This is a genomic window from Streptomyces carpinensis (genome assembly GCF_002154505.1).
GTDB lineage: Bacteria > Actinomycetota > Actinomycetes > Streptomycetales > Streptomycetaceae > Streptomyces > Streptomyces carpinensis.
Genome location: NZ_MUBM01000368.1, coordinates 1 through 17115, shown reverse-complemented (window position 1 = coordinate 17115; position 17115 = coordinate 1). Strand labels below are relative to the sequence as shown.

Annotated in this window: 15 protein-coding genes and 3 pseudogenes; 14 read left to right on the top strand and 4 right to left on the bottom strand. The window is 68.7% G+C overall.

The annotated features are described in order from the left end of the window. From BZY54_RS38740 to BZY54_RS38705, 8 genes are all read left to right on the top strand, one after another. Window positions 1-649, top strand: a 649-nt coding sequence (locus BZY54_RS38740) for a thiolase family protein (RefSeq protein WP_143668224.1), incomplete at its 5' end; no start/stop codon positions are given. Between the two features lie 5 nt (window positions 650-654). Then, on the top strand, window positions 655-1419 hold the full coding sequence (locus BZY54_RS38735) for an SDR family NAD(P)-dependent oxidoreductase (RefSeq protein WP_086730043.1): 765 nt from the start codon (window positions 655-657) through the stop codon (window positions 1417-1419). A gap of 5 nt (window positions 1420-1424) precedes the next feature. Beyond that, window positions 1425-2213, top strand: a complete 789-nt coding sequence (locus BZY54_RS38730) for a crotonase/enoyl-CoA hydratase family protein (RefSeq protein WP_086730042.1) — start codon at window positions 1425-1427, stop codon at window positions 2211-2213. Between the two features lie 53 nt (window positions 2214-2266). Further along, window positions 2267-3427, top strand: coding sequence for an acyl-CoA dehydrogenase family protein (locus BZY54_RS38725; RefSeq protein WP_086730041.1), 1161 nt, complete (start codon window positions 2267-2269; stop codon window positions 3425-3427). A 15-nt stretch (window positions 3428-3442) separates the two neighbouring features. Further along, window positions 3443-4618: a CaiB/BaiF CoA transferase family protein gene (locus tag BZY54_RS38720; protein ID WP_086730040.1), complete on the top strand. Its 1176-nt coding sequence runs from the start codon at window positions 3443-3445 to the stop codon at window positions 4616-4618. Between the two features lie 7 nt (window positions 4619-4625). Further along, window positions 4626-5408, top strand: a complete 783-nt coding sequence (locus BZY54_RS38715; protein ID WP_086730039.1) for an SDR family NAD(P)-dependent oxidoreductase — start codon at window positions 4626-4628, stop codon at window positions 5406-5408. 65 nt (window positions 5409-5473) lie between these two features. Continuing rightward, entirely contained in the window at window positions 5474-6034 is a 561-nt protein-coding gene (locus BZY54_RS38710) for a nuclear transport factor 2 family protein (RefSeq protein ID WP_086730038.1), read from the top strand. Window positions 6035-6077: 43 nt separating this feature from the next. Then, the gene (locus BZY54_RS38705; RefSeq protein WP_086730037.1) at window positions 6078-6482 is read left to right on the top strand and encodes a nuclear transport factor 2 family protein; all 405 of its coding nucleotides are present in this window, start codon (window positions 6078-6080) and stop codon (window positions 6480-6482) included. Window positions 6483-6577: 95 nt separating this feature from the next. Here BZY54_RS38705 and BZY54_RS38700 read toward each other — a convergent pair whose 3' ends face one another. Continuing rightward, the gene (locus tag BZY54_RS38700) at window positions 6578-7498 is read right to left on the bottom strand and encodes an alpha/beta hydrolase (protein ID WP_086730036.1); all 921 of its coding nucleotides are present in this window, start codon (window positions 7496-7498) and stop codon (window positions 6578-6580) included. A gap of 227 nt (window positions 7499-7725) precedes the next feature. Here BZY54_RS38700 and BZY54_RS38695 point away from each other — a divergent pair, with 227 nt between their 5' ends. The 5 genes and pseudogenes from BZY54_RS38695 (at window position 7726) to BZY54_RS38675 (ending at window position 13202) form a co-directional block, all read left to right on the top strand. Then, window positions 7726-9336, top strand: coding sequence for a flavin-containing monooxygenase (locus tag BZY54_RS38695; RefSeq protein WP_086730035.1), 1611 nt, complete (start codon window positions 7726-7728; stop codon window positions 9334-9336). A 36-nt stretch (window positions 9337-9372) separates the two neighbouring features. Beyond that, window positions 9373-9672 carry an EthD family reductase gene (locus tag BZY54_RS38690; protein WP_086730034.1) on the top strand — a complete coding sequence of 100 codons (300 nt, stop codon included), beginning with the start codon at window positions 9373-9375 and terminating at the stop codon, window positions 9670-9672. A 50-nt stretch (window positions 9673-9722) separates the two neighbouring features. Further along, window positions 9723-11177 (top strand): aldehyde dehydrogenase, encoded by a 1455-nt coding sequence (locus BZY54_RS38685; protein ID WP_086730033.1) that lies wholly within the window; start codon window positions 9723-9725, stop codon window positions 11175-11177. 77 nt (window positions 11178-11254) lie between these two features. Further along, window positions 11255-11641, top strand: a pseudogene (locus tag BZY54_RS38680) (FAD-binding protein); the annotation flags it as partial. 100 nt (window positions 11642-11741) lie between these two features. Then, window positions 11742-13202: an APC family permease gene (locus tag BZY54_RS38675; RefSeq protein ID WP_086730032.1), complete on the top strand. Its 1461-nt coding sequence runs from the start codon at window positions 11742-11744 to the stop codon at window positions 13200-13202. Window positions 13203-14262: 1060 nt separating this feature from the next. Here the strand turns inward: BZY54_RS38675 and BZY54_RS54035 are convergent. Together BZY54_RS54035 and BZY54_RS38665 are read right to left on the bottom strand one after the other, a co-directional pair. After that, window positions 14263-15047: pseudogene (locus BZY54_RS54035) on the bottom strand (ISAs1 family transposase); the annotation flags it as partial. Between the two features lie 30 nt (window positions 15048-15077). After that, window positions 15078-15818: an SDR family NAD(P)-dependent oxidoreductase gene (locus tag BZY54_RS38665; RefSeq protein ID WP_086730031.1), complete on the bottom strand. Its 741-nt coding sequence runs from the start codon at window positions 15816-15818 to the stop codon at window positions 15078-15080. A gap of 112 nt (window positions 15819-15930) precedes the next feature. Between BZY54_RS38665 and BZY54_RS38660 the strand changes: the two genes are divergently transcribed. Then, the gene (locus tag BZY54_RS38660; protein ID WP_086730030.1) at window positions 15931-16512 is read left to right on the top strand and encodes a TetR/AcrR family transcriptional regulator; all 582 of its coding nucleotides are present in this window, start codon (window positions 15931-15933) and stop codon (window positions 16510-16512) included. A 37-nt stretch (window positions 16513-16549) separates the two neighbouring features. Here the strand turns inward: BZY54_RS38660 and BZY54_RS54030 are convergent. After that, window positions 16550-17115, bottom strand: a pseudogene (locus BZY54_RS54030) (NF041680 family putative transposase); the annotation flags it as partial.

The window sequence follows — 17115 nt, the reverse complement described above, 5'->3', positions numbered from 1 at the left end:
CCGCCTCGCCGGCGAGGCGGCCGCCGCGGGCCTGTTCGACTCCGAGATCGTGCCGATCACCACGCCGGCGGGTGAGTTCCGCGCCGACGAGACGATCCGGGTCGGGTCGAGCGTCGAGAAGCTGGCCGGTCTGGCTCCCTCCTTCCGCAGCCCCGAAGCCGAGAGCCGTTTCCCGCGGCTCGACTTCAAGATCACTGCGGGTAACAGCTCCCAGATCACCGACGGCGCCGCTGCGGTGCTGGTGATGAGCGAGGAGGCCGCCCGGGCGCACGGCCTGCGCCCGCGGGCCCGGTTGCACGCGTTCTCCCAGGTCGCCGATGACCCGATGCTGATGCTCGCCGCACCGATACCGGCGACCCGGAAGGTGCTCGACCGTGCCGGTATGTCGCTCGCCGACATCGACCTGTTCGAGGTGAACGAGGCATTCGCCCCAGTGCCGCTCGCCTGGGCCCGGGAGCTGAAGGTCCCCGAGGAGAAGGTCAACGTCCGCGGCGGCGCCATCGCCCTGGGTCATCCGCTCGGTGCCTCGGGCGCCCGCCTGATGACCACCCTGCTGGCCACGCTCGAGGAACGTGACCTGACGTGGGGCCTGCAGACCATGTGTGAAGCCGGTGGCATGGCCAACGCCACCATCATCGAAAGGATCTGACGAGAGTGAAGATCGAAGGGAACTCCTTCGTCGTCACCGGAGGGGCCTCGGGGCTCGGCCTGGCGACCGCGAAGCGACTGCTGAAGGACGGCGGCAACGTCGTACTGCTCGACCTGCCGACCTCGGCGGGTGAGCAGGTCGCCGCCGAACTGGGGGAGCGCACCGCCTTCGCGCCCGCCGACGTCACGGACACGGCCGCCGTCGAGGCCGCGCTGGACGCCGCCGAGCGGCTGGGCGAGCTGCGGGGCGTGGTGCACTGCGCCGGTCGCGGCGGCACGATGCGCATCGTGGGCAAGGACGGCGAGCCTGCCTCGCTGGACTTCTACGAGCAGGTCGTGCGCGTCAACCTGGTCGGCAGCTTCAACGTGCTCCGCCTCGCCGCGGCCCGGATGGCGCGGCTCGAGGAGATCGAGGGCGAGCGCGGCGTCGTGGTCCTCACCGCCTCGGCGGCCGGCTTCGAGGGGCGGATCGGCCAGACGCCGTACGCCTCCTCGAAGGCGGGCATCATCGGCATGACGCTGGTGGCCGCCCGCGATCTCGCGAGCAAGCAGGTCCGCGTCGTCTCGATCGCGCCGGGTGTCTTCGACACCGCGATCCTGGCCGGCGTGCCCGAGAAGGCCCGCGCGACGCTCGGCGACGACATTCCGCATCCGCGCCGGCTCGGCCGGCCCGACGAGTTCGGGGCGCTCGCGACCCACATCGTCGCCAACCCCTACCTCAACGGTGAGGTCATCCGTCTCGACGGTGCCCTCCGGATGACGCCGAGGTGAGCGCCATGACCGAGACGACCTCTTCCACCGCCACCGACGAGCTCCTCGTCGAGCGGCATGGCCCGGTGCTGGTGCTGCAGTTCAACCGGCCTCAGGCGCGCAACGCGATGAGCCTCTCCCTCGCGGAGGCGATCGCGGCCGCACTCGACGAGCTCGACAGCGATCCGACCCTCAGCGTCGGGGTGCTCACCGGCGCCGGCGGCACCTTCTGCGCAGGTATGGACCTCAAGGACTTCGCGGCCGGACGCCGCCCCGTCGTCGAGGGCCGTGGCTTCGCCGGTATCGTCCAGCAGCCGCCGCGCAAGCCGCTCATCGCGGCCGTCGAGGGCTACGCCCTGGCCGGAGGCTTCGAGATCGTCCTCGCGTGCGACCTGGTGGTCGCCGCGCGTACCGCCAATTTCGGCCTGCCCGAGGTCAAGCGTGGGCTGACGGCCGCGGCCGGCGGGCTCTTCCGCCTCCCGCGCCGGATCCCCTACCACCTGGCGATGGAGCTGGTGCTGACCGGCCGGATGTGGCCGGCCACCGAGGCAGCCGCGGCGGGTCTGGTCGGCCGTCTGGTCGAGCCCGGCGAGGCGCTCGACGCCGCGCTCGAACTGGCCGCCGAGATCGGGGCCAACGCCCCGCTCGCCCTGGCCGCGTCCAAGCGCGTCATCGTCGACTCCGCGGACTGGCCGTTGGAGGAGGCCTTCGCCCGCCAGGAGGAGCACGTCGACCCGGTCAGGAAGTCCGCCGACGCCCAGGAGGGCGCACGGGCCTTCGCCGAGAAGCGATCCCCGGTATGGACCGGCCGCTAAGTCCTGGCCGGACACAGCTGACAGCAGACCCCACAAGAAACAAGGACAAGGCCATGGACTGGAGCTCCAACGACACGCACGACGCCATCCGCGAGGGCGTGCGCGCCATGTGCGCGAAGTTCGACGACGACTACTGGATGCGTCATGACGAGGAGCACGAGTTCCCCTGGGAGTTCTACAAGGCCGTCGCCGATGCCGGCTGGCTCGGCCTGACCATTCCCGAGGAGTACGGCGGCGGCGGGCTCGGCGTCCGCGAGGCCGCGATCGTGGAGCGGGAGATCTCCGCCTCGGGCGCGGGCATGGGCGGCTGCACGTCCGTCCACATCGGCATCTTCGGGTTCGAGCCGCTCATCAAGCACGGCTCGGAGGACCTCAAGCAGCGTTTCCTGCCCCGCGCGGTCAGCGGTGACCTGCACGTCTGCTTCGCGGTCACCGAGCCCGACGCCGGCACCGACACGCTCAACCTGACCACCCGCGCCACCAAGGTGGAGGGCGGCTGGCGGGTGACGGGCAAGAAGGTCTTCATCAGCAAGGCCCAGGTGGCCGAGCGGATGTTCCTGCTTGTCCGCACCTCTCCCCGCGAGGGCAAGGCGTACCGCGGCCTGACCCTGATGTTCGCCACGCTCGACCCCGAGCACGTGCGCATCCGGCGCATCCCCAAGCTCGGTCGCAACGCCGTGGACACCAACGAGCTCTTCATCGAGGACCTCTTCGTCGCCGACGAAGACGTCATCGGCGAGGTCGGCGAGGGCTTCAAGGTCATCCTCAGCGGCCTCAACGCCGAGCGGGTCATCTCCGCCAACGCCGCGCTGGGCCTGGGCGAGGCCGCCCTGCGCCGCGCGACGGCGTACGCGAACGAGCGTGTCGTCTTCGGCCGGCCGATCGGCAAGAACCAACTCATCTCCGGTCAGCTCGCCGAGGCGCGCATCCGGCTCGACGCCGCGACCGCGATCTGCGACAAGGCCGCATGGATGGTCGACCAGGGCCTGCCCTGCGGCCGCGAGGCGAACGAGGCGAAGTACCTCGCCTCCGAGGCCGGGTTCAACGCGGCCGATGTGGCGATCAACGTGCACGGCGGCTACGGCTACGCGAAGGAGTACCACGTCGAGCGGTACTTCCGGGAGGCGCGGCTGAACCGGATCGCGCCGATCAGCCAGGAGATGGTCCTCAACTACATCGCCGAGCACGTGCTCGGCCTGCCGCGCAGCTACTGACGAAAGGGCGTTGAGATGAAGAAGGCAGCGGGCCCGCTCGCCGGCATCAGGGTGCTCGAGCTCGGCAACATGTACGCCGCCCCGACGGCCGGACGGATGCTGCGCGACTTCGGCGCCGACATCATCAAGGTGGAGGACCCCACCCACGGCGACACGGCGCGGCAGTGGCAGCCGCAGCACGAAGGCCTCTCGATCGGCTACGCCCGGCTCAACGCCGGCAAGCGTTCGGTCGCGGTTGACCTGCGCACCGACGAGGGCCGCGCGCTGGTGAAGCGCCTCGTCGAGCAGGTCGACGTCGTCGTGGAGTCCTTCCGCCCCGGACGCCTGGAGAAGTGGGGCCTGGGCTACGAGGACCTGCGCGCGCTGAACGACCGCATCATCCTCGTCCGGGTGAGCGGCTTCGGACAGAGCGGGCCGTACCGTGAGCGTCCCGGCTTCGGCACCATCGCCGAAGCCGTGAGCGGGTATGCCTTCCTCAACGGCTGGCCCGAGACCCCGCCCACCGCGCCGCCGTTCGGCTTCGCCGACTCCATAGCAGGCATCTCGGCGGCATACGGCACGGCGATGGCGCTCTTCGAGCGCGAGCGCACCGGCCGTGGCCGCGAGATCGACGTGTCGCTGTACGAGCCGCTGATGTTCATCCTCGGTGACGCGGTGCTGCGCTACTCCGTGACCTCGTACATCTCGCAGCGAGAGGGCAACACCTCGGGTGCGGCCAGCCCGCGCGGCATCTACGAGGCCGCCGACGGCCGCTGGCTCTCGATCGCGGCTTCGGCGCAGAACATCGCCATGCGCCTCTTCGACGCGATGGGCCGCCCGGAGATGAAGACCGACCCGCGTTACGCCACCAACGCCGCCCGGATGGCAAACAACGAGGAGCTGCAGGGGATCGTGCGCGACTGGGTCGCCTCGATGCCACGCGACGAGGCGCTGGCCATCCTCGACGAGTACGAGGTCGTCGGCGCGGCGATCAACGACTCCAGCGACATCGCAGCCGACCCGCACTTCCTCGAGCGGACCCTGCGCCCGCTGCTCGGCACGGTGCTGGGCGACAAGACGCTCGTGCCCGGACCCATCCTCCACGTCGGCGGCTACGACGGCCCGGAGTATCCGGGCGTCGATCGGATCGGCCAGCACACCGACGAGGTGCTGGCCGAGCTCCTCGGCGAGCCGCCGGCCGAGCAGGGCTGATCCGGGGATGAGCAGCTACTCCGGGCTGGCCGGTTCCTCCGCGCTGGTCACCGGCGGCGCCTCCGGTCTGGGACGCGCGATCGCGCTCCGGCTCGGCGCCGCCGGCGCCCGGGTCCTGGTCGTGGACCGGGACGCCGAGGGGGCCGAGGAGACGGCCGCCACGGTGGTGGCCGATGGCGGCGAAGCCGTCGGGGTGCCCGCCGACATCGCCGTCGACGACCAGGTCGAGGCCGCGCTCGCACAGGCGGTCGGCGCCTGGGGCGGCCTGGACCTGGCCGTCAACGCCGCGGCGCTGATGCCTGACGACCGGCCGCTGCATCAGCTCGACCCGGCGGTCTTCGCCCGGATCCTCGAGGTCAACGTGCTCGGCACCGCGCTCTGCCTGCGCCACGAGCTGGCGCAGATGGTGCGTCAAGGTCACGGCGCGGTCGTCAACATCGGCTCGGTGCAGTCGTTCCTCGCAGGCCCGGCTAAACCGGCGTACTCCGCATCCAAGCACGCGGTCATCGCGCTCACCGAGTCGGCGGCCAACGCCTACGGCGAGCTCGGCATCCGGGTCAACGCGGTCTGCCCGGGCGCGATGGAGACCCCGATGGTCGCTGCTCGCCGGGCCGCGAGCGGACTCGACGAGGCCGCCTACGCGCGCGGCGTCGCCGGCGTACTGCCGCGCCTGGGCGATCCCGGGGAGGTCGCCGAGGCCGTGCTGTGGCTGCTCTCCGACGCGGCGTCGTACGTCACCGGACATGCGCTCGTCGCCGACGGCGGGCGGTTGCTGCGCATCGGCGGTTGACCCGCGCATCACCAGTTCCCCGAGAAGTTTCCCGAGATCCACCTACCACCAAGGAGTGTTTCGGCATGACTCAGTCTTCCGACCTGGAGACCCGGATCCGGCGGCTCGAAGACCGCCGCGAGATCGACGACCTGGTGCTGCTCTACTTCCTCGCGATGGACGAGCGAGACCTCCCCGGCCTGCCCTACATCTTCGCCGAGGACGCCCACCTCGGGTCGGCCGACGGCGTCTTCGCCGCCAACGGCCTGGCCGAGATCGAGTCGACCTACGAGGGCCGCTTTGCGGTGCTCGGGCCGACCTTCCACTTCTCCCACGGCGTGATCGTCGGCTTCGACGACGACCCGGACCTGGCGCACGGTGTCGTCGCGGGCCACGCCGAAGTGGTGCGCAACGGCACCACGATGTGGGTCGCGCTGCGCTACGAGGACGTCTACCGCCGTACCCCGCAGGGCTGGCGCATCGCCGACCGGGTGATGTCCTACATGTACTACGCGCCCGCGGAGTCCTACGCCGCGGTGATGAAGCAGGACAACCGCAACCTCTGCTACGGCGACGAGCGTCCGGCCGACTGGCCGTCGGCGCTCACCGGCGGCAGCCTCGACTGGCTGCGCCGCTTCTACCGCTGACCGCGCCGCACACCGGCAGAAACAGCTTGAAGGGAGTTCCGCCATTCCCGAGCGCAACGACATCGACAACCTGATCAACGGCTATTCCCAGGCCTACGACAGCGGCGACGTGGCGGCGCTGGCCGACTGCTTCACCGACGGCGCCGTGTTCCGCATGGCGCTCCCCGAAGGCGACCCGGTCGTCTTCGAGGGCAAGGAAGCGATCATGGCGATGATGACCGAAACGCTGGATTCGCAGTCCGACCAGCGTAGGCACTGCAATTCGACGATCGTCGTCCACGGCACCGAGAACGGCGTCACCCGGACCACCCACTACCTGACCCTGCTGGCGACCGAGGGCGGCGAGATCCGGCTGATCTCGGCGGGTGTCTACAAGCTCGAGATCGTCGAGGACGGCGGCCGGTTGCGGATGCGCCGCCTCGACCTGGCGCTCGACCGGCCCTACTGATCACCTGCGCGACACCGAAGTGCCCGACAGCAACAGATGTCGGGCACTTCCGTGTGTGCGAGGTGGTCGAGGGAGCGACCAGGAGCGGGCGGAGATCAGCCCAGGCGGGAGACCGCGTCGACCACCAGGTCCATGCCGGCGGCGGCGCCGGGCAGGACATTGGGGAAGGTGAAGAAGCCGTGCATCTGGCCGGGGATCACGTGCTCCTCGACGGGAATGCCCGCCTCCCGCAGCTTCGCCGCGTACGCCGCCCCTTCTCCACGCAGCACGTCGTGCTCCGCGAGGATCACCAATGCCTGCGGGGTGCCGGTGACGTCACCCCGCAGCGGCGCCGCCGCGGGGTTGCTGCGCTCGGCGGCGTCGGGGAGATAGGCGTCCCAGAACATCACCATCGACTCCTTGGTGAGCATCAGGGCGTTCTGCGGGTCGTTGTAGGTCTCGGTCTCGAAGTCGGCGTCGGTGACCGGGTACACCAGTATCTGCAGGTCGATGTCGGGGCCGCCCTCCTGCGCCGCGCGCTGGGCCACGACGGCGGTCAGGTTCCCGCCGGCGGAGTCGCCGCCGACGACCAGCGGCAGGCCCGGGTCGGCCAGTTCGGGGCGGTTGGCGACGACCCACCGCAGCGCGGTCCATGCGTCGTCGGCCGCAGCCGGGAAGCGGTCCTCGGGCGCCTTGCGGTATTCGACGAGCACGACTGTCATGCCCGTGCGGTCGGCCATCTGACGGCACAGCGTGTCGAAGCCGCTGAGCGTGCCGAGCATCCAGCCGCCGCCGTGGTAGTAGACGATGACGCCCTTCGGAGCATCAGGTCGGAAGACGCGGACCGGGAACGACCCGCCGTCCGCGGTCTCCAGGGTGACGTCCTTGACGAGGGCGATCTCCGGGCCCTGGCCGAAGAGGGCGTCGAGCCCCGCGTTCATCTCGCGGGCCTGCTCCACGGTCATCGCGTGCAGGGGCGGTCCGCCCGCCTTGGCGGCCTCGGTCAGGAATGCCGTGGTGGCGTCGTCCAGTGCCATTGCTTGGTACCTCGCTGTCGCGCTTCGTCCGGCGGCTGGGCAGTCGCTGGTTTCCGCGATGTTAATGATGAGCATGAATAGCGTCCAGGGCCGTCGGTGAATTACTGGTTCAGCTCTTCAAAATTCAGCATGACCATGCATATGGTTCTCATCATCTTGCGACCGCGCCGCGTGCCGACCGCCGCCCCTGGCGACCTCCGGCCCGCGGATGCACCCAAGGAGGAGAGATGACTTCGCGACCCGCTGAGGTCGACGTTCTCGTCGTCGGAGCCGGCTTCGCCGGCCTGTATCTGCTCCATCAGCTCCGCAAGGACGGCTTTGACGTCCGTGTCGCGGAGGCAGCCCCCGAAGTCGGTGGCACCTGGTACTGGAACCGCTATCCCGGCGCCCGTTGCGACGTCGAGAGCGTCGACTACTCCTACGGATGGGACGAGCACCTGCAGCAGGAGTGGAACTGGTCCGAGAGGTACCCGGCCCAGGGCGACATCCTCGCCTACCTCAAGCACGTCGCCGACCGCTTCGACCTGCGCAAGGACATCGACTTCGACACCCGTATCACCGCGGCGACCTGGGACGCTGACGCCGCCCGCTGGACCGCCACGGCCGAGAACGGCCAGGAGTATCGCGCCCAGTACCTGCTGATGGCAGTCGGCTGTCTGTCGGTCCCCAAGGAGATCGACCTGCCGGGCATCGAGCGCTTCCAAGGCGAGGTCCTGCGTACCTACGACTGGCCTGCCGACGTCGACCTCGCCGGCCGCAAGGTCGCGGTGGTCGGCACCGGCTCCACCGGCGCGCAGGTCGTTCCGGCCCTGGCCGAGTTGGTCGGCGACCTCACCGTCGTCCAGCGCACCCCCAACTTCGTCATCCCGACCCGCAACCGTCCGCTGGCGGACGGGGAACTCGACGCCGTCAAGGCCGAGTACGCCGCCCGCCGGGCCCGCAACCGCGCGCACCCGGCCGGGGTGTTCCGCAGCGACAACCCGAAGCTGGCCTACGAGGTGGACGACCAGGAGCGCCACGACACCTACCAGGAGCGCTGGGAGGGCGGTGGCATCAACTTCCTCGGCGCCTTCGCCGACCTGATGGTCGATCAGAAGGCCAACGACTCGGTCTGCTCGTTCGTGCACGAGAAGATCGACGAGATCGTCGCGGACCCGAAGGTCGCGGACCGGCTCAAGCCGACAACGTACCCCCTGGGCGCGAAGCGTCCGGTCGTCGCGACGGACTACTACGAGACCTTCAACAAGCCCAACGTCCACCTCCTCGACGTGCGGGAGACCCCGCTCGATACCTTCACCGAGGACGGCTTCAGCCTGGTTGGCGGTGAAAGCCACGAGTTCGACACCCTGGTGCTCGCTACCGGCTTCGACTCCTTCACTGGCGCCCTGACGAAGATGGACATCCGCGGTCGCGATGGACGTCACCTGGGCGAGCTGTGGGGGAGCGAGGGCCCGAAGACCCACCTGGGCCTCTCGGCCGCCGGCTTCCCGAACATGCTCCTGGTCGCCAACGTCGGCAGCCCGTCGGTGCTCGCCAACATGGTCACAGCCATCGAGCAGCACGTCGAGTGGATCGCCCGGCTCCTCGGTGACATGCGCGAGAGCGGCCGCCGCACGATCGAGGCCGAGGTGGCGGCCCAGGAGCAGTGGGTCGAGACCGTCGAGGCGATCGCCAACACGACGCTGTGGCCCAACGGCGACTCAGGCTCGTGGTACCGCGGCGCCAACGTCACCGGCAAGCCGCAACTCTTCATGCCGTACGCCGCCGGGATAGTCGAGTACGGGAAGGCTCTCGAAGCCTCCCGCAGCGACGACTATGCGGGCTTCCAGCTCGCCTGACCACCGCCGCCTGCCCCCATCTCTCAGGAGAGATAGATGTTCCACATGGTCGTGACCTACAACAGGCCCGCCGACACCGAGGCCTTCCTGGAGCACTACCGGACCTCCCACGCGGTCAAGGCGGCGAAGATGCCCGGTCTGCGCAGCTTCACCTGGGGCACCACTCAGAGCCTCGACGGCAGTGAGCCGGCCGCCTTCCTCGTCGCCTCGCTCGCTTTCGACAGCAAGGACGCGATGCTCGCCGCCCTCGGCTCGCCCGAGGGCGTGGAAGCCAACGCGGACATGGAGCTGATGCCGCACAGCGGCTTCGCCATGCACACCTACCAGGACGCCTGAGCGTCCGGCGCCCGCACCATCCCGAGAACCAGAGAAAGCAAGGAACCGGCATGACGACGCTCAGCGAGAGCAGCGTAATCCCGAGTTATGACAAGCTCTTCATCGGCGGCGCCTGGGTTGAGCCGGCCACGGACCGGGTGATCGAGGTGGTCTCGCCGATCAACGGAAAGGTCATCGCGACCGTGCCCGATGCGACCGAGGCCGACATCGATCGCGCTGTCGCAGCCGCCCGCGAGGCCTTCGACCACGGCCCGTGGCCACGGCTGTCGCCGGCCGAGCGGGCCACCTACCTCGCCCGCATCGGCGAGGAGGTCGTCAAGCGCATCCCGGCGATGAGCGAGGCCTTCACCAACGAGATCGGCGCCCCGGCCGTCGTCTCGGCAGCGTTCCACGACAACGCCCGCAAGATGTGGGAAGACGCCGCGACGATGCATGAGCGCTTCGTCTTCGAGGAGGAGCGCAGCTGGGAGGACGGCCACGGCACGCTGGTGCGCGAGCCGATCGGCGTCGCAGCCGTGATCATCCCGTGGAACGGCCCGGTCGCCACCGGTTCGCTCAAGATCGGACCGGCGCTGGCGGCCGGCTGCACGGTCGCCTTCAAGCCGGCTCCCGAGGGCCCGGTGAGCGTGATGATGCTGGCCGAGGCGATCGAGGCCGCCGGTCTGCCGGCGGGTGTGGTGAACGTGCTGCCGGCCGGCCGCGAGGTCGGGCAGTACCTCGTCGAGCACCCCGGTGTCGACAAGGTGTCATTCACCGGCAGTACGGTCGCGGGCCGCAAGATCATGGCGGCGGTCGCCGACCGGATCGGCCGGGTCAGCCTCGAGCTCGGCGGCAAGTCCGCCGCGATCCTCACCGAGGACGTCCCGCTCGAGAACGTGCTCCCGACCCTCGTCTTCGCGGGTCTTGGCAACTCGGGCCAGGTCTGCGCGGCGCTGACCCGCGTGCTGGTGCCCCGCAGCCGGCAGGAGGAGGTGGTCGGCGCCATGGTGGCGGCGTACCAGGGCCTGAAGGTCGGCGATCCGCGGGAGGAGGGCGTGATGCTCGGTCCGCTGGCCGCCGAGCGCCAGCAGCAGCGCGTGCTCGAGTACATCGGGATCGGCAAGCAGGAGGGCGCCCGCCTCGCCACCGGTGGTGGCGTGCCGGCCGGGCTGGAGGAGGGCTACTACGTCGAGCCGACGATCTTCGCTGACGTGACCCGCGACATGCGGATCGCCCGGGAGGAGATCTTCGGGCCGGTCATCTGCGTGATGCCGTACGACACGATCGAGGAGGCGATCGACATCGCCAACTCGACCGAGTACGGCCTCTCGGGTGCGGTGTACGCTGCCGACGATGCCGCCGCCGAGAAGATCGCGCGCCAGATCCGCACCGGTCAGATCGGCATCAACACCTGGGGCATGTGCGTCACCCAGCCGTTCGGCGGCTACAAGCAGTCCGGTCTGGGCCGCGAGGGCAATGTCGAGGGCATGGCCGCCTTCCTGGAGACCAAGCTCATGATGAAGTGACCTCCTCCTAGGCCTGAAGGCTGAGGATTCTCCGTCTGCTGGTGGTACAGCGGCAGTAACTTGCTGGTGTCCCCGCGGCCGAACTCGAGAAGTCCGTCGGCCGGTTCAATGACCTGGTCGCCGCCGGACACGACGACGACTTCCAGCGCGGTGACAGCGCGTACGACGGATGGTGCGGGGACCGTACCCACTATCCGTCACGCCAAGCGACACTCGGACCGGTCGACACCGCTCCCTATTACTCCGTCGAGGTTTTCTCCTCGACGCTGGGCACCAAGGGCGGTCCGCTTACCACCGTCGATGGCGCCGTACTGGACGTGGACGACCGGGTCATTCCCGGTCTGTACGCGGCGGGCAATGCCATGGCCGGAGCCACCGGGATGGTCTACGGGGGCGCAGGCGGCACCATCGGCCCCACGCTCGTCTTCGGGTACCGCTCGGGCCGGCACGCCGCCAAGCGCTGAACGTCCAAAAAACAGCCGACCTTTTCACCTCCCGGCCATCCGCGACAAGGGAGGCGCCTGCGGCGGGACTGGTCTCTCTACCTCGCAGTAAGGAAACGATGTGAACGAAACCACCCAGATCGACGTGACGCACTCGCCAACGTCCACCCTGAGACGCGAGCTCAAGGTCGCGGAGATCGTGTTCATGGTGGTCGCGGCTGCTGCCCCGCTCGCTGCCGTGGCCGCAGCCGTCCCTTTGGTGTTCACCTTCAGCGGCACCTCCGGAGCGCCGCTGTACTTCCTGCTCATCGGCGCTCTGCTCGTGCTGTTCTCGGTCGGCTACACGCGGATGAGCAAGAGTGTCCGTGACGCCGGGGCGCTCTACTCGTACGTTCAGCACGGACTTGGCCGTGCCGTGGGACTGGGTGGCGCGAACCTCGCCCTTGCGGCGTACGCCTGCGGACTGACGGCTCTCTCCACCTACTTCGGTCACGTCGTCGGAGAGCCGTTTGAGGAACATTTCGACCTGCACATCCCCTGGGGAGTGGGCTCTCTGGTCCTGGTCGCCGTCGTCGCCTACCTCGGCTACCGCAAGATCGACATTAGCGCGAAGGTTCTGGGTTTCTTCCTCATCGCCGAGACCTTGATCGTCATCATCTTCGACATCGCCATCATCGCCCGTGGCGGTGACAGCGGGCTGAGTCTCCGTCCGTTCGATCCATCGCTGCTCGGGCAGGGCACGGTCGGGCTCGGCCTGCTCTTCACCTTCACAAGCTTCTTCGGATTCGAGGGGACGGCAGTCTTCCGGCGCGAGGCGATCGACCCCGACCGGACGATCCCGAGAGCCACCTACATCGCGGTCATCGGAACAGCCGTCTTCTACGCCCTGTCCAGCTGGGCCATCGCGATCGGTGGCGGCGTGGACAAGGTGGCCGCAGCCGTTGCGGCAGATCCCCAATCGGCGGTGCCCGCCCTCGCCTCGAAGTACGTCGGACCGATCTTTGTGGACGTCTTGCAGGTCCTGTTGATCACAAGCTTCTTCGCCTCGGCGCTGACCTTCCATAACGTCATCGCCCGTTACATGATGACGATGGCCAGCCGTGGTGCGCTGCCGCGACCGCTGGCGGCCGTGCACCCCAGACACCTCGCGCCGTCGAACGCATCCATCACGGCATCGGGCATTGTCGGTGCTGCCGTGGTGGTGTTCCTCATAGCCGGCGTCAACCCGGTCGGCGATGCCTACGTATGGATGAACGGCATCCTCACGTTCGGGCTCGTCGCCTTGTTGACCCTGACCGGGCTTGCCATCGTCGTCCACTTCGTCCGGGAGGCCGACGAGCCGGCACGGCGAGTCCTTCTGGGAACCTCGATTCTCAGCACCCTCGGGTTTGCCGGCGTCCTGTGGGCAACGGTCGACAACTTTGCCCTGGTGGTCGGTTCCAAGAGCGCCGCGATCGCCGTCGAGATCCTGATGCTCGCCATCTTCATCGCCGGCGTGCTGACGGCAATTGTTCTCAAGTTCAAGGCCCCGGACCGATTCGCCGCGCTGGCCGGCGCAACTCCGAGTTCGGGCACCGACTAAAGATCTCCAACGGGGGGATCACACGGCTGCTGTGCCGGGGGTATGAGGTATCCCGATGGTGGCGGGCCGACCGCCGGGGAACTGGTGCGGCGGGAGCGGTACGCCTCGCCGCGGCCGGGACGACCGAGGTGGGGGCCCGTGTTGCCGGGAACAGCCGCCCTACGGCGCCCGCGGTTGTGCGAGTCAACCGATGAGCGCCAGAGACAGGGGTCATTGCCTCGATGAGACGAAGCATGCGGCCTGAAATGCGGGTGTCCATGCATTTTGAGCTACATCGGCTGCACCCGTCACCGCGGCACCCCACTACCGACCAGGGGTGAGATCCTCTGAACGGAAGTAATAAGAGTCTTGGGATTGCTCGAAGCACCCACCTTCGACAGTGGTCTTTGGCGGCAGCTCACGGTGGTCACCCACACGTCCACGCATCGCGATCGGGACTACAGCAACGTGCGGTTGACGATGACCCGCTGCGGCTCCACAGGGCCGGGAACATCGACCCGAACGGGGGACGGACGAAACGGGCACGGTTGACGGGTTGGGAGCGTGGGAGCATGAGGGCTCCCAACCAGCCCCCAGCCGGGAGCAAACACCTGTACGTCACAGGCTGCTCCCGACCATCGGAAGCAGCCTGTGAACTGCGCTTGCGCTGTCGGGACGGCGGGATTTGAACCCACGACCCCTTGGCCCCAGTCGCATGCCAATTCTCCTCGTTTGCACCACTTTAAGCCCCCTGCAGACCCGCTACGCCGTCAAGCTCCTTACGGCGCCGTACACGGCAGCAGCCAAGTGCCACGAAGGAGCAGGGTCGAGATGGCGCATCGCGGCCCAAACAAAGTCGCGGCGCAGCGAACCTGTCGAGGTCGAACCGTATGAGCCGACCGTGGCGATCTGTCGGCCGCGCGGGAACGCACAAGGCTGCGGCCAGGCGAAATGTGACATTCGGCACTCACAGTGCCGCAGGGTCCATGGCGAGCTGGCAACCCTGGGGACCAAGGTCACTGCTTCGACTGTCTGGGAGATCTTGCAGGGCCCCGGGGAGAGTCGCGTTCGCCCAGTTTGATCATGGGATGCCATGAAGGGTGAGGAGAGCTTCGGGTTGGGTGTGGGCCGCTGGCGATGTTGGCCCAGCCGGCCCGGTTGAGTGTGGCGCGGGCCAGGTCGCGCAGGGCGCTCATGACGGCGGGGTGTGGTGGCGCCGGACCTGGCTGGCGTCCTCGGCGCAGGTGACGTCCTTGGTCCGGTGGACGGTGTTCTCGGTGATCCAGTTGCCGCGCGCCCAGGCCGCGATCTCGCGGGCGGTTGCCTGCTCGGCGGTGAGGTCGGTGACGGCGTAGACGGTCTCGGTCTGCCACTTCTTTGCGCCGATGCGGCGGCGTTTGCGGCGGGCGCGCACCACCTGGCGGGCGTGCGGGAAGAGCAGCCCGTTCACGGTGGCGACCTGTACTTCGCGGACCTCTTCACGGCCGTGTCTGCGCTCGCGGGAGCGGCCCAGGACCGGGATCCGGCTCCATGGCAGCTTTCTCAACTGCCCCGCCCGGGGGGCTGGTTGTTCTTCACAGACAACAGATAGTGAGCTCTGCGGTCCTCCACCAGGTAGTGGGCGTGGTCCTTCTGGGCATGCAGTGCGTCCACCGTGACCACGGCGTCGGCAAGGTCCGCGTCGTCGACGGTATCCAGCAGCGGGGCGAACTCGGGAATCTTGTTGGTCTTCGCGCCGATCTCGCGCAGTCCAGCGGTCAGCGCGTCGTCGTGACACACGGCGGTCATCACGAAGACGCGACTGCCGTCGGCGCGGACCGCGCCGCGCAGGCACTTGCCGTCTACGGCGAACGCCCGGCGGCGCGACAGCGCCTGACCGTCGGCATCGGGGGCGCCTCAGCGGGCGGTGAAGCCGCCGTCGACGACGTACTCCGCGCCGGTGACGAAAGCAGCGTCGTCGCTGGCGAGGAAGAGGATCACGGCGGCGACGTCCTCGGGGGTGCCGAGGCGGCCCATCGGGGTGACTTGCAGCAGCGGGGTCTTGTCGCCTTCACCCAGGATCGGGGTGTCGATAAAGCCGGGGTGCACCGAGTTCACGCGTACGCCCTCTGTCGCCCAGGCGAGAGCCACGTTCTTTGTGATGAGGCGGACGGCGCCCTTGGCGGCGTGGTAGGCAGGGTCCTCGCCGAACCCGCCGCTGATGCCGAAGATCGAGCTCGTGTTGACCACCGCGCCGTGGCCGGAGGCCCTCAGGGCCGGACCGGCGGCGCGCATGCCGAGGAAGACGTTGTCCTGGGTGATCGAGATGACGCGCTTGTACTCCTCGTAGGACTCGTCGTCGATCGTCCCCATGCCGCCGACTCCGGCGTTGTTCACGAGCGCGTCGAGGCCACCGAAGGTCTCCACCGTCGTGGCGACAGCGCCGTTCCACTGCTTCTCGTCACTGACATCGAGGTGCAGCGCGAGCGCCTTGCCGCCGGCCTCGTTGATCTGCGCCGCGACACCCTTGGCGAGGTCGTCCTGGATGTCGGCGACGGCGACCGCTCCGCCTTCCGATGCGAAACGAAGGGCGGTGGCTTTGCCGATGCCGCTCGCCGCACCGGTGATGAGCGCGACGCGCCCCTCGAATCGAGACATCTGGTCCTCCTTGACCTGTTCAGCCTGGTGCGGCTCTCCGCCCAGATATCCAACATGTGTCGGATAATAGTCCTACGCTACCTCGGGTTGTGTGAGTGGGAAAGGAGGAGGCATGACGGTGAACAGGGCCGATCTGCGGTTCCAGCGCTCACGTGTGTCCCTGTACCGAGCGGTGCTCGACCTCGCGGAGAGTCGCGCGCCCACGGAGATGACCGCCTCGGAGATCGCGGCAGCCGCGGGAGTGAACCGCTCCACCTTCTACCAGCACGCCTCTTCCCCGGCCAAGCTCCTGCGTGACGCGCTCGCGGCCGAACTCGACGAGGTCCGCCACTGCCACCTGGACGGCGTCACCGGGGATCGGCTGCGAGAGGCCCCTCTCGAGGTCGCCATAGCCGTCCTCGGGCACATCCAGGACCATGCCGCGATCTACTACGAGGCGGCAGTGGCATCCGACGACGCCGCTGGTTTGTGGATCATGCTGGCCGATCACTTCGAGGAGTCGGCGCATCTCGTGGACCCAGTCCGGATTCACAAGGACACGCCCGAGCCATGGGAGCAGGCCATCGTGTTTCGGTCAGTCGCAGGTGCGGCGGTCGGCGCCATTCAGGCCTGGCTCCGGGCCGAAATGCCCCGACCGCCAGAGCGTTTCGCCGAGCTTCTTGTACGCCTCCTGCAGCAGGGGTGGCTGGGCTGACCCGGACTGCGGGACGGGTCGCATCTAAGCTTGGCGTTTATGCTGCCTGCCGCTTTGAGGCGGGCTTCGCAGTGTCCGTTTTGTTTTGTTTTCCGACGGGGTGCTCGCGGGCCCGGCGCCTGTTCTTCGAGCCCGCCGGCCGACCGGGGCCTGCCGTACTGGATTTCGGTGCGCCGGCTGGCTGAGGCGTCTTCCCGTGGAGGCCGCGGAATCCCCGGCGGACGCGGGCGGGGGTGAGGCGGCCGGGCCGGGCGGATCGTTCCCAGGGCCTGCGGAGGTCCTCGGCCAGGGGCCGGGCGAGGCGGAGTTGGGTGTGAGCGACGATGACCAGCCAGGTCCAGCGGTCCGCCGCCTCGGGGGTGCGGAGCTTCGGACGGGTCCAGCCGAGCGTCTGCTTGATCAGCCTGAAGGTGTGTTCAAGATCGAATCTTCGAAGGAACGCCTGCCAGAGCCGGTCCACATCCGCGGCCGTGGCACCGATGCTCGACCACCACAGCCACACCGGTCTGGGGTCGCGGTCCCCCGGCAAGTGATCAACCTGCAGGCGGATCACCGTGCCCGAGATGACCGGGAGTTCACCCTCGGGGTAGTCGGCCCATGCCG